We start from the raw sequence: 21,356 nt of genomic DNA on the forward strand, positions 1-21,356 counted from the left end.
TGGAGACACAATGCGTCATTTCAAACTTGCCTTGACGGTCATGGCAGCAGCCGTTATTGCCGGTTGCGGCGGCAGCGACCCGCGCCCCGGCGATCAAACCCCGAAAACCAAATATTCCGCCGAAGTGATCTTTGGCGACAGCCTGGTGGACGTCGGCACCTACAAGGTCGGCACGGTGGCAGCCATTGGCGGCGGCCGCTTCACCATCAACGGCGACAACACCGCGGTGAATCCTACCCTGACCGGCAAGATCTGGCCTGAACTGATTGCAGCCCAGCTGGGCCTGCCCGCACCATGTGCAGCCGTCACCGGCCTGGATGGCGATGCCACCAAGGGCTTCAGCGTGCCAGTGCAAGTCCACACCGGCTGCTACGGCTACGGCCAGGGCGGCTCGCGCGTCAGCAACCCGGTTGGCATCGGCAACAAGCTCACCGGCAGCCCGCTTGGCGCGCTGACCTATCCATTTACCACCCAGGTGGCGAACCACCTGGCAGCAGTGGGCGGCAAGTTCAAGGGCGATGAGATCATCTTCGTGCTCACCGGTAATAACGACCTGCTGGTCGGCATGCAGCAGCTCGGCGATGCAGCCACTGCTGCCGGTACCGCGGCAGGCAAGACTGCCTTTGTGACCAGCCTGGCCACCCAGCTGGCCGCCGGTGCGACCAACCCGGCTACCGCCGTCCAATCGATCAGCATCGCCATGGCGACCGAAGCGGCGCGTCCTGGCAGCACCGATCAAACCGTGGTCACCGCTGCGGTCACTGCTGCCGTACTGGCAGGTAATACCGCCGCTTCGTCGCCGGCAGTGTATGGCCCGATGGTTGTCAAAGCGCAGGCGGATGCTTCCGCAGCCGGCACCAAGGCAGGCACCGATTACTTCGCCGCGAACGCGCCGGGCGTAGTGCAAGCCGTGGCAACCGCCGCCAGCCAGATCGTCTCCACCGTCAAGACCCAGCTGATCGGCAATGGCGCCAACTTCGTTACCGTGGTCGGCATGCCGGACGTCGCGACCACGCCTGCCGGCCGCGCCACCACCGATGCTGGCCGCAGCGTGATCAACGCAGCGGTGAAAGCATTCAACGACACGCTGACCGCCGGTCTGGGCAGCGAAAGCAAAGTGCTGCTGATCGACGCCTACACCCTGACCCACGACCAGGCGACCAACCCTGGCATCTACGGCCTGACCAACAGCTCCGATCCTGCTTGCGACTTCACCCCGGCCAAGAACCCGCTGGGCAACTCGCTGGGCTGCAACGCCACCAACCTCGTGGCCGGCGACGTCAGCCACTATGCGTTTGCAGACTCCGTGCACCCGACTCCGTACCTGGGCCTGCAGGCGGCGCGCTACATCTCGGAACGCCTGATCGCCAAGGGCTGGATGTAATTACAGAAAAAGGATAAACAATGACTAAACGTATCAACAGCGCTATCAAGCTGCTGGCCGTCGCGGCCGCGCTGGGCGCAGCATCGGGCGCCTCCGCGCAATCGCAGGGCGAGTGGCTGGCCAAAGTCGGCGTCAACCGCATTTCACCGGACGTGACTTCGGGCGACGTTACCGCGCCTTCCAAGCCAGGCGTGAAGGCCGAAGTTGGATCCGACACCAAGCCGATCTTCAGCGTGGGCTATATGTTCACCGACCATATCGGCACCGAGCTGATGCTGGGCGCTCCGTACAAGCACACCCTGTACGGCGCCGGCACCATCCAGGGCACCGGCAAGCTGGGTACCGCTGAAGCGCTGCCGCCGACCATCTTCGCGCAATACCGTTTCTGCGAGCCGAACGCCATCGTGCGTCCGTACGCAGGCATCGGCTATACCTATGCTTACTTCCGCAAGGAGACTGGTTCGGCGCAGCTGACCGCGATCCTGAATACGGGCGGCGCTCCGGTGACTTATAGCCTGGATTCCAAGAGCGCAGGCAGCGTGGTGCTGGGCGCGACCGCCAAGCTGTCGGAACGCTTCTACGCCGACCTGAACGTGGTGAAGACCAAGCTCAAGACCCGCGCCCACTTCTCCACCGGGCAGACGCTGGACATCAAGCTTGATCCACTGGCAGTCAGCCTGTCCGTCGGTTACCGCTTCTAAGCCGCTTCCGAACATTGCAAAAGCCGCCGCAAGGCGGCTTTTTTCTTTCCAGCACGGATGCAAAATTTGCACTATGATCGGTGCTCATTTCGCAAACCAACTGTCGCAAGGAACCCGCATGAAATCAGTCTGGCTGGGCCTCGCAGCCCTGTGTATCGGCACATCCGCCCTGGCGCAAAACTGCGCCGACTCCCAACCCTGCCAACGCGCGCGCGCCATGGTCGAAGACCTGACGCATATCGTCGCGCCGGAAGGGGTACAGGACACCTACAAAGCCACCATCGGCGGCATCGAGCAGTGGATCAATGTGCGCGGCCAGGACAAGGCCAATCCCATGATCCTGTTCGTGCACGGCGGCCCGGCTTCGCCATTGATGCCAACGACATGGCAATGGCAGCGTCCCATCGAGGAATACTTCACCGTCGCCCATTACGACCAGCGCGCGGTCGGCAAGACCTTGCGCGCCAACGACAAGCAGGCAATAGAAGGCACGCTGCGTATCGACCGATTCGTCGACGACGCGATCGAGGTGGCGGAGCACCTGCGCGCCAAGTACCACAAGGACAAGCTGATCATTATTGGCCACAGCTGGGGCACCATCGTCTCTACGCGCGCCGTGCTGAAACGTCCGGACCTGTTCCATGCCTACGTCGGCATCGGCCAGATTGCCAATATGCGCGAGAACGAGCGTATCAGCTACGACTTCGGCGTCGAGCAGGCCAAGCTGCACAACAACACCGAAGCATTGAAGGAGATGGCAACCATCGCGCCATATCCAGGCGACCAGCCGATCACGCGCGAGCGCATCATTGTGGCCCGCAAATGGCCGCAATACTACGGTGGCTTGAGTGCGTACAAAAACGACTCGGTGTACTTCTTCCGTGCACCCATGCTATCGCCCGAATACAACCAGTCGGACTGGGAGGCGATTGACGAAGGCAACCAGCTGACGCTCGGCGCCGTGCTGCAGGAGTGGACCGAAGTCGATTTCACCAAGGTGAAGAAATTCCCGATCCCGGTGGTGATGTTCCTGGGCCGCCACGACTACACCACGCCTACCGAGCCCGTCGTGAAATGGATGGCGCAACTGAAGGCGCCATACAAGCAAAGCGTATGGTTCGAGCATTCGGCCCACATGATGCCGTGGGAAGAACCGGGCAAGGTGCTGGTCAGCCTGCTGAACTACCTACGCCCGCTGGCTAAGGAACGTAAGGCCCCTTGACTTCGCCCCAGCCCCACTTGGGCATGGGCTGCTCTTCTTCGACGCTGGCGCCGGGCTGGGAGTTGATGACCGCCAGGCGCGACCCCCATTCCAGGTAGCCCACCAGGGCCGAACGGAATTCCGGATCGTCCGGCATGCCTAGTTCATCGGCCGTCTCCAGCAGCAGCGCTACCCAGCGGCGGCGCTGCTCTTGCGACAGGTGGCGGTTCAGGTGCTGGCGGATCATGTGCGCATGGCCGCCGTGGGCCTCGGAATACGCGGTTGGCCCGCCCAGCACTTCGCCGAGGAAGGCCGCAACATGCGCCGGGTGATGATCGCCCATATGGGCGAAGACTTCGCCGAGCAGGGCATCGGCTTTCACGTGCTGGTAGAACCGGGTGGTGAGCTTGTTCAGCGCATCGCTGCCGCCAAGCCATTCGTACAAGGTTGGAACGCTATCTTGAGGCATGCTGAGTCTCCGCTGAGGTGGGGATCGGCAAGCATGCTAGCACGCATTAAAAAGCCCCGCACGCGGCGGGGCCTCTGGAAAAAAGGGGTACGTCCCCTTTTTCGAAAAAGGGGACGTACCCCTTTTTGTTATTGGAAGGCCTGGATGCCGGTCATCGCGCGGCCCAGGATCAGGGCGTGGATGTCGTGCGTGCCTTCGTAGGTGTTGACCACTTCCAGGTTCACCATGTGGCGGATGATGCCGAATTCGTCGGAAATGCCGTTGCCGCCCAGCATATCGCGCGCCACGCGGGCGATGTCCAGCGACTTGCCGCAGGAGTTGCGCTTCATGATGGAGGTGATTTCGACGGCGGCAGTGCCTTCGTCCTTCATGCGGCCCAGGCGCAGGCAGCCTTGCAGGCCGAGGGTGATTTCGGTCTGCATGTCGGCCAGCTTTTTCTGCACCAGCTGGTTGGCGGCCAGTGGGCGGCCGAACTGCTTGCGGTCCAGGGTGTACTGGCGTGCGGTGTGCCAGCAGGCTTCCGCGGCGCCCAGCGCGCCCCACGCGATGCCGTAGCGGGCCGAATTCAGGCAGGTGAATGGACCCTTCAGGCCGCGCACGTCCGGGAAGGCGTTTTCTTCAGGGCAGAACACTTCGTCCATCACGATTTCGCCGGTGATCGAAGCGCGCAGGCCGAACTTGCCGTGAATCGCTGGTGCGGACAAGCCTTTCATGCCTTTTTCCAGCACGAAGCCGCGGATCGCACCTTCATCGTCCTTGGCCCACACCACGAACACGTCGGCCACTGGGGAGTTGGTGATCCACATCTTCGAGCCGGTCAGCGAGTAACCGCCCGGCACCTTCTTGGCGCGGGTGATCATCGAGCCAGGGTCGGAGCCGTGGTTTGGCTCGGTCAGGCCGAAGCAGCCGATCCACTCGCCGGTGGCCAGCTTGGGCAGGTATTTTTGTTTCTGGGCTTCGGTACCGAATTCATAAATCGGCACCATCACCAGGGAGGACTGCACCGACATCATCGAGCGGTAGCCGGAGTCGACACGTTCCACTTCGCGTGCGATCAGGCCGTAAGCGACGTAGTTCAGGCCAGGGCCGCCGTATTGTTCCGGGATGGTTGGACCCAGCAGGCCCAGTTCGCCCATTTCGCGGAAGATGGAGGTGTCCATCTGCTCGTGGCGGAAAGCTTCCAGGATGCGTGGCTGCAGCTTGTCCTGGCAGTAAGCCGCGGCGGCGTCGCGCACCATGCGCTCTTCGTCGGTCAGCTGGTCGTTCAGCAGCAGGGGATCGTCCCAGTGGAATGCGGCTTTGCTCATTTCGTCTCTCTTTATAAAAAATCAATCATTTCAACAGGCCCTTGAACTGGCCGCCGTGGAAAACCAGCGGCGCGTTCCCGGCAAACTCGCAATGCTCGACCTCGCCCACGAAAATCACGTGGTCGCCCTCCGGGTAGCGGCTACGGTTGTGGCATTCAAACCACGCCGTGCAACCCTTCAGGATCGGCTGGCCGGTGCGCGACAGCTCATATTCGACGGTGCCGAAAGGGTCTTCGGTACGGGTCGAAAACAGCTTGGCCAGGTGGGCCTGGTCGGCGCTCAGCACATTGATCACATAGTGCGAGTTACCGCTGAAAATGGGCAGGCTGTTGGCGCCAGTGCCCAGGCTCCACAGCACCAATGGCGGGTTCAGCGAGACGGAATTGAAGGAACTGGCCGTCAAGCCGCGGAAACTGCCATCAGCAAGCCGCGTGGTGATCACGGTGACACCGGTGGCAAATTGCGACAGCGCCTGGCGAAAATGGGCACTATCGAATTCGCGCGAGGTGGCGCGTGGGGAGCTGGTATTCATGCGGGACCTGTTTGTTTCAAAGAGATTATGCCAAAGAACGATAGTCTAACCTTTGGCGAAAGCGACGGGGATTTTAGCTAAGGCGGCACTTTTTGAGCAGTGACTGCCGATTTGCGCTACAGTAATACTTCCGGTACGTGAGGAGGGCGATATGGCTGAAGTAGCAATCCTGGGCGGTGGATGCTTCTGGTGCACCGAGGCGGTGTATCTGGAGGTCAAAGGTGTGACCAAGGTGGAATCCGGTTACACGGGGGGCGCTCAGCCCAATCCCACGTATGAACAGGTCTGTACCGGCGAAACCGGCCACGCGGAAGTGGTGCGGCTGGAGTTCGACCCGGCTCAAATCAGCTACCGCGACCTGCTGGTGATCTTCTTCACCATTCACGACCCGACCACCCTGAACCGGCAAGGCAACGATGTCGGCACCCAGTACCGCTCCGTGATCTTCTATGAGACTCCCGAACAGGAAGCCACTGCGCGGCAAGTGATCGCCGAAATGGCCCATGTGTGGGATGCGCCGATCGTCACCGAACTGGCGCCGGCCGCGCCGTTCTACAAGGCCGAAGACTACCACCAGAACTACTTCGCCCAACATCCCCTGCAGGGCTATTGCGCCTTTGTGGTGGCGCCCAAGGTGGCCAAGTTCCGCAAGACTTACGCAGACAAGCTCAAGACCTAGGGCGGTGGCTGGTCCCTTCGCCGGGCGTGATGAACAGCACCCTGGCTGATTCCGCAACGTTGGCGGTGTGCCAGGTTGCGCGCGGCACGAGCAGGAACTGGCCGGGCCGCGTCAGCGCGATTTTCCGCTCGCCATCGTTGGTCTCGAGGACGAATTCCATGGCCCCGGAGACCAGGAACACCATTTCTTCGCCCGCCGGATGCTGCTCCCAGCTTGCCCAGTCTTCATTGAAATCGTAAGTCGACACCAGCGGACCGGGGCCCAGGTGATTGAAGCCGCCTGTGGTCAGCTTTTCCCAGAATGATTCATCGACCTCGAGCGGGATTGCAGTCCCTTCGGGGCCGAGGTGGAGGTAAGTCTCAGTGGCCAGGAACGGCCCGACGGTTGAAGTCATGCTCGACACTCCTTCCTTGTGCGCTGCCTGGACCTGCTCCAGGGCGATCAGCCAAGAGGTGCAGGTCGTATTTTGTCAGGCGTTCAAATTCGTCATCCACTTAAAACTTTGGCAGTGGTGCGTCCATCGACATCGCGACGTAGACCCAAACCGGGAACATGACCCCGATTGCCGCAAACAGCTTGATCGCCCACAACGGCTGCCGCGACCCGGAGTAATGTCCGAGCATGAGCGAGAGATGCAAGTCGCGGACTTTTTCGGCGCCACCGGCGAAGAGAACCCACCAGGCGTAGAAATAAGAAGCAGCGAAGACGGTTGCCAGCCAGGCGATGACAAACGGATTGCCATCCTGAGGCCGGAAGTAATACCAGACGTTCGGCGTGTAGCCGGTGAGTTGCCCTACACCCATGACAAGCCACGGCAGGTTCACGCCAATCGCGAACTTTTTCACATAGCCGCTGACCTCGCTGCTGGGCTCCGCTGGCAGGGCCCGACGTACCCTGAGGTAATTGATGGCGCCGAACGCCAGGCACAATACCCAGAAATACTGGGTCATGAAGGTAAATGGCTGCGGCATGGATGTCTCTGTCATGAGGGATGGTCAAACTGGTCGCAATTGATCGGCGAGGCTGCGTGTTTTTGCGGTCACCTCAGTGCCGGTGTGCAGGGTCGACTTTCGTTCTATCAGCATGATGAGACACTCTTCGTTCGCGACAGGGTTGTGCCTGACGCCTTTCGGAACGACGAACGTGTCGCCCTCATTCAGAACAACCGTCCTGTCTTCCATCTCGATCGCCAGGGAGCCTTTGAGGATGAAGAAAAGTTCATCCTCATTGTCATGGCTGTGCCATGCGAGCGAGCCAAGGACCTTGGCCACTTTGACGAATGAGTCGTCAAGCTCCGCCACCACGCGCGGCGACCAGTGTTCCGTGAGGCTGGCAGCAATATGTTTGGGCGAGACCACGTCATTCATTTAAGGTGACTCCATCAATCTGTGTTTCGGCGGACCAGCCCGATCAAGCAAACTTTTTGCTCAGCTTGGGGAACTTCGTTGCCAGGTCTTCTTCATCCCACTGCGTGCCCGCAGTGTCCATTCCCCGTGGCAGGTCATGCGATGGGAATTCCGACTTTCCCGTCTTCTTCTCCCATACCTGTGAGGCGATGTACTGGTAGCCTTCCACCTGGCATTCGCCATCGTGATCATTGATGACATTGACCAGCGACTCCGGATCGGCCATTGCCGCTTCATACGCTTTCTCGCCACGGGAAATCAGCCAACCGCGGAAGTCCATAAAGCCATCGTCGGAACAGCCGCCGCCGATGATGTATGCCGCACCCCAGAGATCCCAATGATCCGCACCTGCGTGGTATTCACATAAATAGCGGTCGAAGGAGACGATTTCGTCAGGCGGCAGCTCTTGCAAAAGTTCGCCAAGAATTTCCAGCTGCTCCTCAGGATCGCCATCCGCTTCCATGCGCGACTTGTCGATGATCTTCCAAAAACCTGCTTTATCCATTCCGTCTCCTCGGCTACCAACTATTTGAAAAAATAATAACACGGAGCAATCTTTAACCTGCGATCAAAGTCCCCTGGTGAAAGACCGCCTGCCAGGCATCGCCGCTGTAACGCCAGATGGTCGAACGTTGGCTGTGGCGCCCACCTTGATCGAGGCGATATGTGGCCAGGTACAGGTTTGGAGAGAGTTCCTGGCAGGCGAAGCTGGTCAGCACATAGGATTCGGCAACCGGCCTGGCATGCCGCTCCGCCAGTGCGTCGAGGACGAACGCTTTGCTATAACGGGCTCCGGAAGCGCCGATTTCCCAGAATTCAGGCGCCATCATTGCTTCGAAATCGGCACGCGAAGTTCCAAACTCCGGACGATGAAAAAGCGGTTCGCGCGCAGCGAGGGCTTTTGAGACTTGATCATTCATGGCCGGCCCAGGTCGCGCAGCATCGCCGCACCGGTGCGGGGATTTGACAGCGTGACGTTTTCCAATGCTCGAATGCGCCAGCTGCCGTCTTTTTTCGTCAGCACCGCGAGGATCATGGTATCGACTTGATGCGGGCCTGCCGGATGGGCGGTTCCGGCGGAGAGTCGGCTCCAGAAATGAATGACGGCCGCGCCTTCCGCGATATGGTCGACATCAATCAGCTCATTCTCAAGCGTTGAGTCGCGATAAATCGTTTCATGGATCGGGACGTGAAGCGCCACGATTTCATCAACGCCGCGCACATAGTGGCCGAAGCGGTTGACGAACGTTGCATCCTTATCGATCAAGGCGCCAAGTGCCGCCATGTCATGCGCATTCCAGGCTGCCTGGAATGCTGCAGCCGCGTCTTCTGGCCTGTCCATTTTCAAGAGCCGTTCTTTTTGAACACAAACGAGACCACCAGGTTTTCGGGCTCGCCTTTAAAGGAATCCAACACCGCCTTGCGTGTAATTTTTTCGACTTCGGGCAGGCTCGCCGACGGGATGGATGGGAACTGAATAGTCGCCGCGGTGAACGAGCCATTGTGGTAGCTGAACCCAACTTGCGGCTTCACGCCGACTTGCTTCTCGATGGACTCCGCTGCTGCTTCCGATTGCGCCATTCCATCCTTGACTGCGGCGACCATGTCGCAAGCGCCCAGCGACAAACTGATCACGGCCAAAGCAATGAGTTTTCTTACCATCAGGGTCTCCATTATCTTGCTCGTTTCAATACCACCTCAGCGGTACCGCCGCCAGTTGATGCCGGCGTTTTCCATCGCAGTTCGTCTGCTGAGATGGTAAATGGGCGCTTCTGCTCCGTGCCATTCCAGTTGGGGAAAGTACTGGTCTGAATATGGAAGGTAATAGTTTGATTCGCCTCGTCGACCGAGTAGCTGCCGAAGTGCGCGATCGTCGCTTGCACGACGGCTTTGCTTTCCTCCGGTGTGGCCTCCATGCGATTACTGGAGGCGAACCTGGCTTGGCCTGCGCGGGAAGTCATCAGGATGTAGCGGCCATTTGCGTCAAAGCTCGCCTGCCCCTGGGGATCAGGTCCGAAAAGAGCCTCGCGTGTTCCATCAGCGCGAATGAGGTCGACGGAAACGTAGGTCCAGGTACCTACAATCTGCTCTTTCAGGGAAGGCTGCGCGGCCATACTGGCCGAAGGCAGAGCAAGCATTAATGCCGCGGAGGCGATCCACTTATTCATGATTTCTCCCTTCGTCGTTACTTTGAGCCGAGGATCTTCTTCAGGTTCGTGTGCCATTCATCATAAGCGATATTGTCGACGCGCCAGCCGGCATTGGTCTGCACCAGAGTGTATGTGAGCTGGTGCGAAGCGTCGCCAATGCGCATGTGCGCAATAACGGTATTGGCCGACGCTCCTGGTTCGAATGCCACCTCCGTTCCCATGGGATCCTGATTGCCCCATAAAGGCAAAAAATCAAGCCGGCAAATCTCATGCTTGGTCATCGTGCAGAGCCGGTCGCGATGAATCAGTTCGTACAGTTCCGGGGTGATATAGCGCAGCAGTACTTCTTTCGACTCGTCGATAAACCCGGGAGCGAGAGGATAGTTCACCACCGCCTCGTAAGCGAAGGCTTCGTAAAGCCTGCTCACTGCCGCAACTTGCGGAGTCGGCGTCGCGGCTGCATTAGCCGCGAAGGGCAGGGCTGCCGCTAAAAGACTGAGGCGAAATTTACTTAGCATGACGAATACAGTTTTTCCGCAATAGCCTTGAGCTCATGCCCTTGAATAAATTGGTCTGAAATGGTCAGGATCGAGAACAGATTTCTCTTCAGTCCATCTTCCGAAAATTCGCCATCCTTCAACGCGGTCTGCAATAAATGAAGGGCCATGTCGGCCAGCAGGATTCGCTGCTTCTCAGCCCATTCCGCCTCGCCCCGTTTAGCGAAATTCTGTTGATACGACTGCTCGGTCAAGTCGTGAGCGGCTCGGCCCAGCGACAGGATTTCCTTTCTCGTGACGTCATCCATCTTTTGGTTTTTCAGTGTGAAAGTTCTTGCGCCAGGCCGATGAGAATCCCCTCGGGGCCGCGGATATAGCAGAGCCGGTAAATGTTCTGATAGTCGACCACTTCGCCAACCAATTGCGCACCGAGCTTGGCGAGGCGGGTCAAGGTTGCGTCGATATCCTCGACTGCGAACATGACACGCAGATAGCCCAGCGAGTTTACTGGCGCGGTGCGATGATCGGCAGCCACCTGCGGCGCAAGGAAGCGCGACAGCTCAAGCCTGCTGTGGCCATCGGGGGTCCGCATCATGGCAATTTCCACGCGCATGCCAGGCAGGCCCGTGACTTTGCCTGCCCAGTCGCCTTCAATCGGCGCGCGTCCTTCGAGCCTGAGCCCAAGCTCGACGAAGAACTCAATCGCCGCATCGAGGTCTTCCACCACAATCCCAACGTTATCCATACGCTTAACAGTCATGATGCCTCCTGGATTTCAACGTTTGCCATTGTTGTACTCACGAATAGCGAGCTTGATGGCATCGCCCGACAGAATCGGCCCAACGTGAACGCCTGCCTTGGCGGCGCCTGCACCCAGCGCCAGTTCGACAAACACGCGGTATTCAACTTGCGTGACCCCGCCTTCAATTTGCTCCATTGGATGAATCAGAATCTGGGGAGCAGGTGCGAAGACGCCCCGGCGCAGCGACTTGACCGCTGCCTTCAACTGATGCTGCGCCATGGTGAAGTCCGCGATGAGCATGCGCGGCGACGCAAACTCAAGGTTGCGATCAACGACTATCGAATGATCGGTATCGACATTCTTTACGACGAATCGATTGGAAAAAACCTGGACGTAGATGGAGTCGGCAGAAAACATGGCGCTTGCCCTGGCCTGTATTAAAGGCCGGGGAACTTTATGGATTTTTGTTTTGCGTGAAGAGGAATGTCACGAGAGCCACCGGCGCCAACAAAACCTGGACACCCAGCATGATGAAGAAGCACGTCACCCAGACTTCCAGGACGCTGGTTTTACCTTCAGTGACCTGCCTCGCTACTGAAAGGCCGACCAGCACCGAAGCGCCCAGTACGAATGAGGCGTAAGGGCGCCACCGCCTGAAAATCGACAGGATTCCAAGCGCAACGGTGGAGACCGTACCCAAAAATGCGATAAGACCGATGCTTTCCAAAGCAGATTACCTCAACAAATGTCGCGGTCACTGACCGGCAGGTGGTTCCCAGAGTTCGACTTTGTTCCCCTCTGGATCGACAACCCAGGCGAACTTGCCGTATTCGGATTCTTCGATTTTATCGAGGACGTTGCAGCCTTCTTCGCGCAGGGCTTTGACCAGGCCGTGCAGATCGGCGACCCGGTAGTTCACCATGAACGAGGACGTGCTTGGCGCAAAGTGGTCGCTCTCTTGCGAATTGATGCACCATGCAGTTGTGCCGGCAACCGGCTTGCCTTCGTCATCGGTCCAGTCAAAGGCAGCGCCGCCCCAGGACTGAACGTCAACGCTCAGGTGCTGCTTGTACCAAGCCCGCAGCGCTGGGGCATCTTTGGCCTTGAAGAAAATACCGCCGACACCAGTAACTCGTTTCATTTGATCTCCTTATGTTTATGGATTATTTTTCTCGCCGCGAGCAATGGCATCAGCAGCGCCGAAGGATTTTACGACACTGTGTTGGGCGCTATCCTCATTTCTCGAACAGTCTTCCCATGGCAACCTGGTCGAAGTGAATCTGCATCGGTTCATTACCTTTGTATGCACCCATGTGAATGTGGGGATGGCGCGAATATCCGTTGTTTCCCACGCGCGCGATGACCTGGCCGCTTTCGACTTTATCGCCGGGCTTTACGGCAAGCTTCGCAACGTGCGCCAGGACGAAAGTCACGCCGTCATCTCTTTTCAGCTCCACATATGATGCGGGCGGTTTCCCCAAGACTCCCGGCCGGTTGGGCGTTGGATTCTCGCCGGTTTTTTGAACTTCGCAGGAACACGGCGAAAGCACCTCCTTGTCCCAGACATACCAGTCCTCATTGCGGCTTCCGTCTCGCTTGTAGGAACGCATCCAGGTGCGGCCATGGTCCTCGACCAATTGCTGGATCACGCAATCCGTGCCGAGGGAATCGCCCAATTCCTTGACGTTCCCTTGCCAATGTTCGGTACATGCGAACGGTTGTCCGAATATCGGGTGAGCCAGGACAGTAGGGATTTCGCTGGTAACAGCCGATGCGGCCGAGAAGTGCAATGCTGCGGAAACTGCGAGGATTGTCTTCATTTGTTGATAGCTCCCAAAGGTCTAACAATTGAGATAGTCGACACGCAGCGGCACATCGAAGGCGACTGCGATGGTTGGCAAATATACATCAATTATTGAGCTATTCGATTTTGCGCACATCTCCCATTGGCAGAATGATCAAGCGAAGCAGAGTGCACTTATTCTCCTCTCCAGGCGCGGATAGCTGCCAATACCCGTCCCGAATACGCTTCCGAAAGATTGCGGTCCTTATATTTCGATGTGCTGGCGGCGAGAATCGGCGCAGAGTTCTGGATGTCGTCCGCCAGCCAGGATAGGTAGTCATGTCCTTTGGTCTTGTACTGGGCGAGCTCCTCAGAATTCAAACGGAGCAGGAAGTCGTAGCCAATAAAGCTGTGGTTGCAGTTAGCGTCAAGGAGCAGACTCCCCTCATCTTCCAACAAGAACCAGCATTGGGGTTCGTGATCGAGCACTTTCATAGATGGGCGCAAAAGGTTCAAATTGATCGGATCATCAAAGACATAGCTTAGACAGGGTCATTTCGGTACCGCAGTCAGGCCCGCGGGTCGAAGCTGAAGACGCGTAACTCCTGCTCGCACCGGCACGCTTTCGCAATGCGCGCGGCCCACGCGACTGCATCTTCGCGCGACGGCAGTTCAAGTACGGTAAATCCACCGTCAAGAACGGGCGCCCAAGGATAGCCGCCTTCCGAGACCAGGCCGTTGGCCGAGACGAGAACGGGCGGCACGCTTTCGTCGATGCCCCCCGCGAAGACATAAACCCCCGCGGCCTTCGCCTCGTCGATCACGGCATGCGCGTCGCGGCCGACTGCTTCGAATTCGCTGTCTGGCACGACCATCGCCGCGCTGGGAAAGGAGATCAGATACTTGGCCATGTGTTTTCCTTTCAGGTCAGTGATTGCTGGGTTGAGCCATAAGTTAGCCGTGGCGCGTGCCAAGCAATACGAAGATACCCATTGCGGCGGCGACAGCGCCTGCGCAACCAAAGCCGATAACGAACGACCAAAATAAGATGGGGTGTTCACTCGCATTGGTGTCCGTGCCACCTTCCCATTCAATCTTTCTTTTCAGCCCGAAGGCAACGCAAACCGCGAAAATGACAGCCCCAGCAATTAACTGCTCCCAAGCTTCGTTCATATCGATTCCCAACGCGCTTCAATCCCAGCAAAATGCCACATTCAGCAAGTGCATCATAGAATTTTAAGGTTGAAGCTCCCCGGTCGACGAAGGCCGTCCGGTGGAGCGATTGGCCAAGATCTCACTACCATCATCCCCGGCGAACGCCAGGAAGCCCACCGCGTTCTTGTTGATTTCGATGTCGACATTATTGCCGGGGATTTCTTCCAGCATCCCAAGGGCCACATACCCCCGGGCTCGTTGTCACCACGAACGAAGACCTCGAAAGGCCCGTGCAGTGCGAGAAATTGCTCATAGTCGATTGGAAGGTTAGGCATTGGATCGTTAGTGCCATTTCCGTGCATACTTCTCGCGTACTGTCTGGCTAATAAACGTGCCGAGACCTCGTCCAGCAGTGGCAAGACGGTGCATTTTACCTACGTTTTCCCCGCCAGCACTTTGTGCCGTGTAGAGGTACTTCCAGCCGTCATTGAATTGAACGGTGATGGCGTCGCGGGACATCTCATAAAAGGTAACGCCAGAGTTGCCGCTCAGATTTTTGTACTTTTCCATGAGTCCTGCGCCTAATGTTTGCGATACCGGTCTACAGCGCGCAGCGCGGAAGCCGTCCGGTTGCTTAAGCATTTACCTTCATTCCCGCTCCAGTGTGTGAGCCAGAATCTCCGCTGGCCACAAACACATATGACCACAACCTTCAAATGGCGGCGCGGGTTTGAGCAGCATACCTTCTACAACTACGACCTTGCCGCTCAGAGATTTGCAGACTTCTTGATCGAAACCGAGAGAGCCATCGCCAGTCGAAATCCAAATCGAAGACATTTCGCCTTCGCGCCGCTCGGCGCGCGGCAGATGTGTAATCGAGACGTCTTCGAACTCAAAAGACAGAATACCTCGAACACAGATGTCGGAACCCGCAAGTTCGTCGATTCGATCAAGCGCTTCGTTGATTGACAGAGGCTGTGGCATTAGTGTGCGCGTCCGCTGGAGTGGATTGTTGGACCAATAAATTATCGCTCATCGTCGGATTCCTCAAGATACTCTCGCGCACTCTCTTTCAGCCATTGATCGGCATTTTCTTCAGAAAGAAGCCATAACGCCAATTCTCGTGCGGCCGGATGATTTCGCCGCCAAAGGTAACCTAACGCAGAGGTGGCACATGAAGGCTCTTGGAAATAAGTTCGAACGAGTTCGAGCAAGACCTCGTCAGGAACAGTCTCCCAATCAGGTGCGCTTGGAAACATGCACTGTATTTGTTCCGCCTCGCTTAAGCCCTCTAGCGAAATGTGTTTAGGTTGTGCGTCCAAGATCTCTTCCTAAGCCGAACGTGATTGATCAGCGGCGCCGTCAGCCGTCCACTGAATCGGAATGTTAGAGCGCACAACTGTCCTTTCGCATTCGGTGCGATACCAGCAAGACGGCACAAACGATTAGAAATGTGTACGAAAGCATTTCCACCCAAGCCATGTCGACAACTGATTGTTGCGTCTGATTGTCGCTAGTTACAATTTCGTGTGTACGCAGTGTGATGACCGGAAGCGCAACAAATAGCCCGGCGAGCCACGCCTTCGTCCGAAAAAGCATCGCCAACGGCAAGGCCGCAACGATAGCCGCTACAACCGCGCCGACGATTGCTGCACTGACCATCTCCAAGTAAGGGCGCGGATAAACTCGGGGAAATAGATAACCTGCCCAGTAATCCTGTGCGTATGCATTCGCGACAAACGCGACGACAGTGATGACTACAAGCGCGAGGATGCGAAGGAGATGCTGCATGTGCTCTAACGTTCTTGAATTAACCGGTGCGCGTCCGCGTTGAATGAGTTGTTAGGCCATTTTCGGCAAAAAGTCGTTGAATGATTTGAGGCTCACATAGAACGGTGCTTCCAATTGGAACGTCGTTCATTGTAGCGGAAGGTAACACTACAAGAAGCCGCCAACCAGACCTAGCAACAGACGGATCTCGAACGTGAAAGTGCATGGGACTCGCAAGAGCACGAAATCGACGATCCGCTGCTCCAACAGCGCGAACAACCACCATGAAGCTAAATTTCTTCCACCCAGTCCCTTGGGGCATGGAGAAATCCGGCACGAGCGTAAGACCTGCTTCGGAAATAGAGAAATGATCTTCCACAGTCAAGAGTTGAACCAGGTTAGCCAAACAGTCCTCCAGCCTAACGTTGGACGTAACCGGCCGCAGCAGCGCGTGGCGATGCGGAGGTCCGGTTGACGGAATGATTGGGCATTATTTTAACTCCCGGATGTGGGGTAGGCCTGCCCTGCAAGAAAGCTCATAGCTGTGACCCGCTTTGAAGTCGAATGAAACTGAGGGGGCAATATCAAGCACCTCAATAGATCCAGGTGGACGAGGGCAGATATGACTAATACGCCTCACGCCAGGATGAAAGGCAACTTCTGTCCCTAAGAAAAGATACCCGGGAACGCCAAAGTATTTCCCGCCGAAGGCGGAAACGGGCTTCCCCTCATCATCCACCACCACAAGGCGCACCGAGTCTTTTTTCCATTGAAGGGAATAGTCACTCTCTGTTGTGGACGTTGCGCATGCAGAGATCAACAACGGTAGTGCGAGAACTGAGGCAGTGCGTATAAGCATGCGGCCCAACGCGCGTTATTCAGAGGCGCCGTCAGGCGTCCGCTGGATTGAGTGGTTGGGCAACAAACTCTCGACCGCAGTCACCACCATTTTGGAAACTCCGCCAAGGCACTATTAAACGATCGCATAGCTCCACTTTCAAGTTTCAAATCCAGCGAGATCAATGCACCATCAGTCGACGACCTTTTAGAAGGTGGGTTGATAAGCAGTCGTTCGACTGAGGACTCGCGGAAAAACGTAAGCACGACATAATCGCTCATATCAATTAGCGTGGCTTCCTCGCCATCGCGTAGTTGTTCTTCAAAAGCAGATAACGCAGGATACTCAATCCAAGCACCGTCAAGTAGCCAACTAGCCTGTTGCCGAAGGCCAATGTACTCGACGAGAATTTTCGCGTGTACAGCACCACTCCGCTCATGGACTTCAACGAAGTCCATGGCAAGCCGGAGAGCTCCACTGCTAAAGAAAATGTCACCGCTCATTCGCTAGCCCTGCGTTGGACGTAACCGGCCACAGCAGCGCGCAGCGATGGAGGTCCGGTTGACGGAATTGTTGGGCAAGTTAGTCGATGATTTTAGTCGCATAAAATTTTCGCAGTTCGTTCGGCATATTGAACCAAATCCACTGGTCATGAATCGAAAGCACCTGTTGGTCTGCTCCCAGAACTTTGGTTCGCGCCAGGTACGCGCGCTTGTTTCGAAGTCCCTCGAATTTCGGGGATTGTGCAAGCAAAAGTCCTTTCTCGTTAACTGATCCAGAGACCACAAACAACGCATCTGGAGCCGTAGGGTCTTCGAACTCAACTTGTAAAGATGAGTTTGGTGGCAATACTTTTTCTAGTGACAGTGTTAGCGCAAAGATAGCAGTAGAGGCGTCCCGCTCGACCAGTACCATTGCGACCTGCGACGCAAAGAATTCGGAACGAACCGGACGCGTTGGCCCAGTCGGCCGAGACGGTTCTGCGGCCGAAGTAGCGAAGGCAAATACGATCGCTATAACAGCAAAAAGTTTTCGTGTCCGATTCATCGTTTGTTGGCCCAACGTACAAAGCAACTGGCTGCCGTAACGCGCAGCGTGGAGGCAGTCCAGTTGACTGCCGTGTTAGGGCTTAGCTCGCGGAGGGAGCTTTGAAAGTGAACTAAGCCGGAACTCCTTACAAGAGTTCGATCCAGGTTGCCTGCAAAAGAACACAGAAATCGAAATATCGAACTGAGTATGCTTGAACTTGCTTTGCACATAGCGATGCGCTGTTCCTACCCAGAGCGTCGAGTTCTGAATTGTTTCGCCACCCAAACTCTTAGTTTCCAGTTGCGAAGAATGCGGCGTCAAGTTGGCACCTACTGCTGCCGGGAATTCCAGTTCAAATTCAGTGCTTTCGCCGGATCGAGATAAAGAATAAGCGAAGCCCAGAGACTTCATATTCGTCGGCGTCAATTCAACGATCTCGGGTGGAACTGAACCCATGGAAGAAAAAGGCAAGGCGGACATTAAAAACACCAACGCAAATTTTAGAGCAGTACCGCGCATAGGGTCCCCTAACGTGAGAATTCAGCGGGCACCGCAGGCGTTCCGCCGGAATGAAAGGTTGGGCTCATTTTGCACATATGTCTGCGGCGGCCGCAGAAAGAATCAATAGCACGGCACCCCAGAATGACACTTTAAGTTTTCGCGCAACAATTGCACCTAGATTGATGAGTGCAGAGTCGCCGAAATTCATAAACTCGCCGCTTCGAAGCATACAGAATTGCTCACACTGGAACGTGTTGAGCCCTCCGTCGTCCTGATTAATCAAACTGGCGTTTTCTTTAGTTCTGCCAGAGGCAGCGGCAACACGCTCGCAGTATGCCAAGAACTGGAAAATGACAGGGATAGCGTAAGCTGCGTACGCAATTCCACCAACAACAAGAACAATTACAGCCACGTTATCCATTGTCGCTCTCTAAGCGTTGCTTCGAAAAATACCTAATCGCTGCGGACATGTATTGTTTTCTATATCAATGCCCAACGTCCGGTTGAATGAAGTGTTGGCCACGCGCGTGAATTGGCCGCGAAGGCTCAGACGACAACGTGTCCGCGAACGCGCTCGCACGAACGGCGGCAAACCTCGTATGCTGGCCCCTGCCACAGAACTGCGTGGAGCTGATGGCCCAAACACCGACATCAGCCGCACTGGCAGATTTGCCAGCGGCCCAGGTGCCGAGCGTAGGAGTCGAAGCGTGCATCATGTTCAAAGCGATGGTCAACGTGCTGGTAACCGGCGGCGGAAGCGCGCAGCGCCGTAGCCATCCGGTTGACTGGAAGGTTGGACAAGCCCGTGAACTTGCAATGAATGCGAAGCCACCAGCGTGTCCGCGAATGCGCGCGCGGCGGCAAGCGGCCAGCCGATAAAGCGAGCGCTTGATGCTGAATTCGATTTGCCGACGGCCCAAGCGCCACCGCGAGCCGGGCTGGCGGATTTGCCAGCGGCTCGAACGTGAAGCGAAGTGGGCGAAGTGCGATTCATAAATTAGCGCGTGGTCCAACGTGCTTGAATTAACCGGCGCGCTTTAGCGTGTCCGGTTGAATGAATTGTTCGGCCAATTGCGTCATTTGAAGGTGAGCACATGGATTGGGCTTTCGCCAGCAAGCACTGCAGCTACCTGCGTAGCAGCCGAAGGAGCAAGATTTGGGTAGTCGAACGCCAGATAATCAATCACCGCCTCAGGTGCCCACGGGCCAAGCGAAGCCTGATAGTCGGGATATTGGTCCTGAACCTCGCGCCACGAATTGAAATGGACCTTGGATAGGAGCATATCCGTTTCAGTGTAAATGATGTGGAGTTCCATACGCCGAACGTTGGACGCAACCGGCCGTAGCAGCGCGCAGCGATGCGAAGGTCCGGTTGACGGAATGGTTGGGCTTAGAAAAACCAGCCATAGGGAAAGCCGTAGCGCCAGACGTTCATCAGTTCACCGGAGCTCGGCATGCCAAGTACTCTCATGATGCGTTGCAAGTAGACCAGAAACTGATCTCGTTCCTCTGACTCTGAAACTGAAAATGATTCCATAGCAGCTTTGAACTTTGCCAGGACCATAGAGCGCTTTGGGTTCTTCGGCAGTTCCGAGACCAGTGAATCCAAGAGCACGTCTACAGAGCGCTGCGCCGATAGGCGCACGGTCTCATTGGGGGCGCCAAAATATAGGTTGGATTGATCCGCCACGAACTTCCGTTCTCCGCGGAGTCGAGTTAGCGCCTCCATAGTCTGCGGCGTAACAGCAATAGCGCCGTCACCAACGGAGGTCGGCCAAAGATAGAACGAGAGTCCAGTGACGCCAACGGCGACGACCAAGGCAATCACACCCACAAAGGCGAAAATAATCTTCAGAATCGTTGACATTTAGCTGTCGGCCCAACGTTCAAAGTCACTGGCTGCCGGAGTGCGCAGCACGGAGGCAGTCCAGTGGACTGCAAAGTTAGGCCATTCTATCAGTTAGTAAATGGTCATTCGAATGCACTGTTGAAAGGTGCCCCGACGGGTTCGTAACAGTAAAGCAGTTGTGCCGGTGCGGCCGGTGCCGACTTGCGGAAGTATTCATGTATGGCCTGAACATCATTAAAGGGAGCCGCCGTACCTCCGTAGGTGGCGGTAACTAAATATTGAGATTTGCCGTCATGTCTTAACAGAATGATAGCGGGCTCACGGTTGACGAAATCCGACTCAATTAGTATCCAATCCCCTGACGTCCATGCCGCACGAGGAATGGATTTTTCGTCCGCCGTTTCTCCATCAATGAACTTCTTCAACGATTCGACCAGGGGGGAGTTCGTAGGACGTCGCAATACACGAGTGCAGTCTCTACTGATTCGGGTCACGGCAACGTGCATTTCTCCGATTGGGTCTACGACGTGCTGACCGACGACGATGATAAATCCGTCATCGACTTTCTCGATGAAGCAAAACGCAAACGCTACCAAGGAAGCTAATCCAATGAAAGCGGCAAGAATGTTTCGGCGCATAGAGAGACTAACGTTGGACGTAACCGGACGCTGCAGCACGTAGCGATGCAGTGGTCCGGTTGACGGAATGGTTGGGCGAATTAGTCAACGATATTAGTTGCATAGCCATTTCGCAATTCCTTCGGCAACTCGAACCAAATCCATTGGTCATGTATAGAGAGAATTTTCTGCCCTTCGCCAATCAACTTCGTTCGAACGAGGTAGGCACGCTTGTTATAAATGCGATCAACCTTCGGTGACCGAGCATGTAACTCGCCTTTTTCGTCAAGCTTGTCTACGACCACGAAAGGAGACTCTGGATTTGAAGGATTTTCGAATTCAATGAGCAGTGTCGAATTTGGTGGCAAAGGCTTATTCGGGGCCAACGCGATTACGAAAGTCGAAGTCGGGTCCTCCCGATTCTGAATCACACCAGCCCCGACAGACACAAAATACTCAGAATGGGTGGGTTTCGAAGGCCCGCTTGGGCGAGACTCATCAGCCAGGGCATTAACCCCGACAAGGAAAGAAAAGACCGCAGTAAGTAGTCTCAATGAAAGATTCATATTTGTCGGGCCCAACGTGACAAGTAACTAGCTGCCGGAACGCGCAGCGTGGAGGCAGTCCAGTTGACTGCAATGTTGGGCAATTCTCGCTCAATCATCATATCTTTCGAGCCCGAATAAACTGCCATAGTGTCATAACAAGCACGAAGCCAATACTTGGGTCGAAGATCAGCGGAACCC

The 21,356-nt window shown here is 56.4% G+C and carries 39 protein-coding genes; 5 read left to right on the top strand and 34 right to left on the bottom strand.

Features of this window, described 5'->3' with window-relative positions; translation table 11 throughout:
• Window positions 1–10 precede the first annotated feature (10 nt).
• The 3 genes from GM658_RS14085 to GM658_RS14095 all read left to right on the top strand — a co-directional run bounded on the left by GM658_RS14085 (window position 11) and on the right by GM658_RS14095 (window position 3,307).
• Window positions 11–1,384: an SGNH/GDSL hydrolase family protein gene (locus GM658_RS14085; RefSeq protein WP_155454681.1), complete on the top strand. Its 1,374-nt coding sequence runs from the start codon at window positions 11–13 to the stop codon at window positions 1,382–1,384.
• A gap of 20 nt (window positions 1,385–1,404) precedes the next feature.
• Window positions 1,405–2,085 (top strand): OmpW/AlkL family protein, encoded by a 681-nt coding sequence (locus GM658_RS14090; protein ID WP_155454682.1) that lies wholly within the window; start codon window positions 1,405–1,407, stop codon window positions 2,083–2,085.
• Between the two features lie 118 nt (window positions 2,086–2,203).
• Window positions 2,204–3,307 carry an alpha/beta fold hydrolase gene (locus GM658_RS14095; RefSeq protein WP_155454683.1) on the top strand — a complete coding sequence of 368 codons (1,104 nt, stop codon included), beginning with the start codon at window positions 2,204–2,206 and terminating at the stop codon, window positions 3,305–3,307.
• Here the strand turns inward: GM658_RS14095 and GM658_RS14100 are convergent.
• The 3 genes from GM658_RS14100 to GM658_RS14110 form a co-directional block, all read right to left on the bottom strand.
• Complete coding sequence (locus GM658_RS14100) at window positions 3,285–3,755, bottom strand: group II truncated hemoglobin (protein WP_155454684.1); 471 nt, start codon at window positions 3,753–3,755, stop codon at window positions 3,285–3,287. The two genes, GM658_RS14095 and GM658_RS14100, sit on opposite strands and share 23 nt — an antisense overlap.
• A gap of 128 nt (window positions 3,756–3,883) precedes the next feature.
• A complete protein-coding gene (locus tag GM658_RS14105) occupies window positions 3,884–5,062 on the bottom strand; it encodes an acyl-CoA dehydrogenase (RefSeq protein ID WP_155454685.1) in 1,179 nt (392 codons plus the stop codon).
• Between the two features lie 25 nt (window positions 5,063–5,087).
• On the bottom strand, window positions 5,088–5,594 hold the full coding sequence (locus GM658_RS14110; protein ID WP_155454686.1) for a flavin reductase family protein: 507 nt from the start codon (window positions 5,592–5,594) through the stop codon (window positions 5,088–5,090).
• Window positions 5,595–5,745: 151 nt separating this feature from the next.
• Between GM658_RS14110 and msrA the strand changes: the two genes are divergently transcribed.
• Window positions 5,746–6,273, top strand: coding sequence for a peptide-methionine (S)-S-oxide reductase MsrA (gene msrA / locus GM658_RS14115; protein ID WP_155454687.1), 528 nt, complete (start codon window positions 5,746–5,748; stop codon window positions 6,271–6,273).
• Here the strand turns inward: msrA and GM658_RS14120 are convergent.
• The 20 genes from GM658_RS14120 to GM658_RS14215 all read right to left on the bottom strand — a co-directional run bounded on the left by GM658_RS14120 (window position 6,263) and on the right by GM658_RS14215 (window position 14,576).
• Window positions 6,263–6,667, bottom strand: coding sequence for a cupin domain-containing protein (locus GM658_RS14120; RefSeq protein ID WP_155454688.1), 405 nt, complete (start codon window positions 6,665–6,667; stop codon window positions 6,263–6,265). The two genes, msrA and GM658_RS14120, sit on opposite strands and share 11 nt — an antisense overlap.
• A 100-nt stretch (window positions 6,668–6,767) precedes the next feature.
• The gene (locus GM658_RS14125; RefSeq protein WP_155454689.1) at window positions 6,768–7,244 is read right to left on the bottom strand and encodes a hypothetical protein; all 477 of its coding nucleotides are present in this window, start codon (window positions 7,242–7,244) and stop codon (window positions 6,768–6,770) included.
• Window positions 7,245–7,268: 24 nt separating this feature from the next.
• Window positions 7,269–7,640, bottom strand: coding sequence for a cupin domain-containing protein (locus tag GM658_RS14130; protein WP_155454690.1), 372 nt, complete (start codon window positions 7,638–7,640; stop codon window positions 7,269–7,271).
• A 43-nt stretch (window positions 7,641–7,683) separates the two neighbouring features.
• Window positions 7,684–8,184, bottom strand: coding sequence for a DUF4240 domain-containing protein (locus GM658_RS14135; RefSeq protein ID WP_155454691.1), 501 nt, complete (start codon window positions 8,182–8,184; stop codon window positions 7,684–7,686).
• Between the two features lie 52 nt (window positions 8,185–8,236).
• Window positions 8,237–8,599, bottom strand: coding sequence for a nuclear transport factor 2 family protein (locus GM658_RS14140; protein ID WP_155454692.1), 363 nt, complete (start codon window positions 8,597–8,599; stop codon window positions 8,237–8,239).
• Window positions 8,596–9,021 carry an SgcJ/EcaC family oxidoreductase gene (locus GM658_RS14145; RefSeq protein ID WP_155454758.1) on the bottom strand — a complete coding sequence of 142 codons (426 nt, stop codon included), beginning with the start codon at window positions 9,019–9,021 and terminating at the stop codon, window positions 8,596–8,598. The genes GM658_RS14140 and GM658_RS14145 overlap by 4 nt, the downstream gene beginning before the upstream one ends.
• Before the next feature lie 2 nt (window positions 9,022–9,023).
• Window positions 9,024–9,353, bottom strand: coding sequence for a hypothetical protein (locus tag GM658_RS14150; RefSeq protein ID WP_155454693.1), 330 nt, complete (start codon window positions 9,351–9,353; stop codon window positions 9,024–9,026).
• Window positions 9,353–9,847: a lipocalin-like domain-containing protein gene (locus GM658_RS14155; RefSeq protein ID WP_155454694.1), complete on the bottom strand. Its 495-nt coding sequence runs from the start codon at window positions 9,845–9,847 to the stop codon at window positions 9,353–9,355. The genes GM658_RS14150 and GM658_RS14155 overlap by 1 nt, the downstream gene beginning before the upstream one ends.
• 17 nt (window positions 9,848–9,864) lie before the next feature.
• Window positions 9,865–10,347: a hypothetical protein gene (locus GM658_RS14160; RefSeq protein WP_155454695.1), complete on the bottom strand. Its 483-nt coding sequence runs from the start codon at window positions 10,345–10,347 to the stop codon at window positions 9,865–9,867.
• Window positions 10,341–10,634 (bottom strand): hypothetical protein, encoded by a 294-nt coding sequence (locus GM658_RS14165; RefSeq protein ID WP_155454696.1) that lies wholly within the window; start codon window positions 10,632–10,634, stop codon window positions 10,341–10,343. Before GM658_RS14165 ends, GM658_RS14160 begins: the two co-directional genes overlap by 7 nt.
• A gap of 11 nt (window positions 10,635–10,645) precedes the next feature.
• Window positions 10,646–11,086 (bottom strand): VOC family protein, encoded by a 441-nt coding sequence (locus tag GM658_RS14170; RefSeq protein ID WP_155454697.1) that lies wholly within the window; start codon window positions 11,084–11,086, stop codon window positions 10,646–10,648.
• 15 nt (window positions 11,087–11,101) lie between these two features.
• Entirely contained in the window at window positions 11,102–11,485 is a 384-nt protein-coding gene (locus tag GM658_RS14175; RefSeq protein WP_155454698.1) for a hypothetical protein, read from the bottom strand.
• A gap of 37 nt (window positions 11,486–11,522) precedes the next feature.
• The gene (locus GM658_RS14180) at window positions 11,523–11,795 is read right to left on the bottom strand and encodes a hypothetical protein (protein WP_155454699.1); all 273 of its coding nucleotides are present in this window, start codon (window positions 11,793–11,795) and stop codon (window positions 11,523–11,525) included.
• A gap of 27 nt (window positions 11,796–11,822) precedes the next feature.
• Entirely contained in the window at window positions 11,823–12,209 is a 387-nt protein-coding gene (locus GM658_RS14185) for a VOC family protein (RefSeq protein WP_155454700.1), read from the bottom strand.
• 94 nt (window positions 12,210–12,303) lie between these two features.
• Window positions 12,304–12,888 (bottom strand): M23 family metallopeptidase, encoded by a 585-nt coding sequence (locus GM658_RS14190; RefSeq protein ID WP_155454701.1) that lies wholly within the window; start codon window positions 12,886–12,888, stop codon window positions 12,304–12,306.
• 158 nt (window positions 12,889–13,046) lie between these two features.
• Complete coding sequence (locus GM658_RS14195; RefSeq protein WP_155454702.1) at window positions 13,047–13,346, bottom strand: hypothetical protein; 300 nt, start codon at window positions 13,344–13,346, stop codon at window positions 13,047–13,049.
• A gap of 74 nt (window positions 13,347–13,420) precedes the next feature.
• Entirely contained in the window at window positions 13,421–13,762 is a 342-nt protein-coding gene (locus GM658_RS14200; protein WP_155454703.1) for a YciI family protein, read from the bottom strand.
• A 43-nt stretch (window positions 13,763–13,805) separates the two neighbouring features.
• A complete protein-coding gene (locus GM658_RS14205) occupies window positions 13,806–14,024 on the bottom strand; it encodes a hypothetical protein (protein ID WP_155454704.1) in 219 nt (72 codons plus the stop codon).
• Window positions 14,025–14,087: 63 nt separating this feature from the next.
• Window positions 14,088–14,237 carry a hypothetical protein gene (locus GM658_RS14210; RefSeq protein WP_155454705.1) on the bottom strand — a complete coding sequence of 50 codons (150 nt, stop codon included), beginning with the start codon at window positions 14,235–14,237 and terminating at the stop codon, window positions 14,088–14,090.
• Window positions 14,238–14,348: 111 nt separating this feature from the next.
• A complete protein-coding gene (locus GM658_RS14215) occupies window positions 14,349–14,576 on the bottom strand; it encodes a hypothetical protein (protein ID WP_155454706.1) in 228 nt (75 codons plus the stop codon).
• 129 nt (window positions 14,577–14,705) lie between these two features.
• On the opposite strand from GM658_RS14215, the gene GM658_RS14220 reads away from it, so the two are divergent.
• A complete protein-coding gene (locus GM658_RS14220) occupies window positions 14,706–14,975 on the top strand; it encodes a hypothetical protein (RefSeq protein ID WP_155454707.1) in 270 nt (89 codons plus the stop codon).
• Window positions 14,976–15,031: 56 nt separating this feature from the next.
• Here the strand turns inward: GM658_RS14220 and GM658_RS14225 are convergent, their stop codons facing one another.
• The 11 genes from GM658_RS14225 to GM658_RS14275 all read right to left on the bottom strand — a co-directional run bounded on the left by GM658_RS14225 (window position 15,032) and on the right by GM658_RS14275 (window position 21,176).
• The gene (locus GM658_RS14225) at window positions 15,032–15,328 is read right to left on the bottom strand and encodes a hypothetical protein (protein ID WP_155454708.1); all 297 of its coding nucleotides are present in this window, start codon (window positions 15,326–15,328) and stop codon (window positions 15,032–15,034) included.
• Between the two features lie 64 nt (window positions 15,329–15,392).
• A complete protein-coding gene (locus GM658_RS14230; protein ID WP_155454709.1) occupies window positions 15,393–15,797 on the bottom strand; it encodes a hypothetical protein in 405 nt (134 codons plus the stop codon).
• 918 nt (window positions 15,798–16,715) lie between these two features.
• The gene (locus GM658_RS14235) at window positions 16,716–17,072 is read right to left on the bottom strand and encodes a hypothetical protein (protein WP_155454710.1); all 357 of its coding nucleotides are present in this window, start codon (window positions 17,070–17,072) and stop codon (window positions 16,716–16,718) included.
• 124 nt (window positions 17,073–17,196) lie between these two features.
• Window positions 17,197–17,529, bottom strand: a complete 333-nt coding sequence (locus GM658_RS14240) for a hypothetical protein (protein ID WP_155454711.1) — start codon at window positions 17,527–17,529, stop codon at window positions 17,197–17,199.
• A 207-nt stretch (window positions 17,530–17,736) separates the two neighbouring features.
• Complete coding sequence (locus GM658_RS14245) at window positions 17,737–18,162, bottom strand: hypothetical protein (protein ID WP_155454712.1); 426 nt, start codon at window positions 18,160–18,162, stop codon at window positions 17,737–17,739.
• Between the two features lie 64 nt (window positions 18,163–18,226).
• On the bottom strand, window positions 18,227–18,565 hold the full coding sequence (locus tag GM658_RS14250; RefSeq protein WP_155454713.1) for a hypothetical protein: 339 nt from the start codon (window positions 18,563–18,565) through the stop codon (window positions 18,227–18,229).
• Between the two features lie 230 nt (window positions 18,566–18,795).
• On the bottom strand, window positions 18,796–18,945 hold the full coding sequence (locus tag GM658_RS14255) for a hypothetical protein (RefSeq protein ID WP_155454714.1): 150 nt from the start codon (window positions 18,943–18,945) through the stop codon (window positions 18,796–18,798).
• Between the two features lie 275 nt (window positions 18,946–19,220).
• Window positions 19,221–19,460: a hypothetical protein gene (locus GM658_RS14260; RefSeq protein ID WP_155454715.1), complete on the bottom strand. Its 240-nt coding sequence runs from the start codon at window positions 19,458–19,460 to the stop codon at window positions 19,221–19,223.
• Window positions 19,461–19,534: 74 nt separating this feature from the next.
• Window positions 19,535–20,011, bottom strand: a complete 477-nt coding sequence (locus GM658_RS14265; RefSeq protein ID WP_155454716.1) for a DUF4844 domain-containing protein — start codon at window positions 20,009–20,011, stop codon at window positions 19,535–19,537.
• Window positions 20,012–20,115: 104 nt separating this feature from the next.
• Window positions 20,116–20,631, bottom strand: coding sequence for a hypothetical protein (locus GM658_RS14270; RefSeq protein ID WP_170298797.1), 516 nt, complete (start codon window positions 20,629–20,631; stop codon window positions 20,116–20,118).
• Window positions 20,632–20,711: 80 nt separating this feature from the next.
• Complete coding sequence (locus GM658_RS14275) at window positions 20,712–21,176, bottom strand: hypothetical protein (protein WP_170298798.1); 465 nt, start codon at window positions 21,174–21,176, stop codon at window positions 20,712–20,714.
• Window positions 21,177–21,356: the final 180 nt, after the last annotated feature.

It is taken from the genome of Massilia eburnea, from assembly GCF_009720745.1.
GTDB lineage: Bacteria > Pseudomonadota > Gammaproteobacteria > Burkholderiales > Burkholderiaceae_D > Rugamonas > Rugamonas eburnea.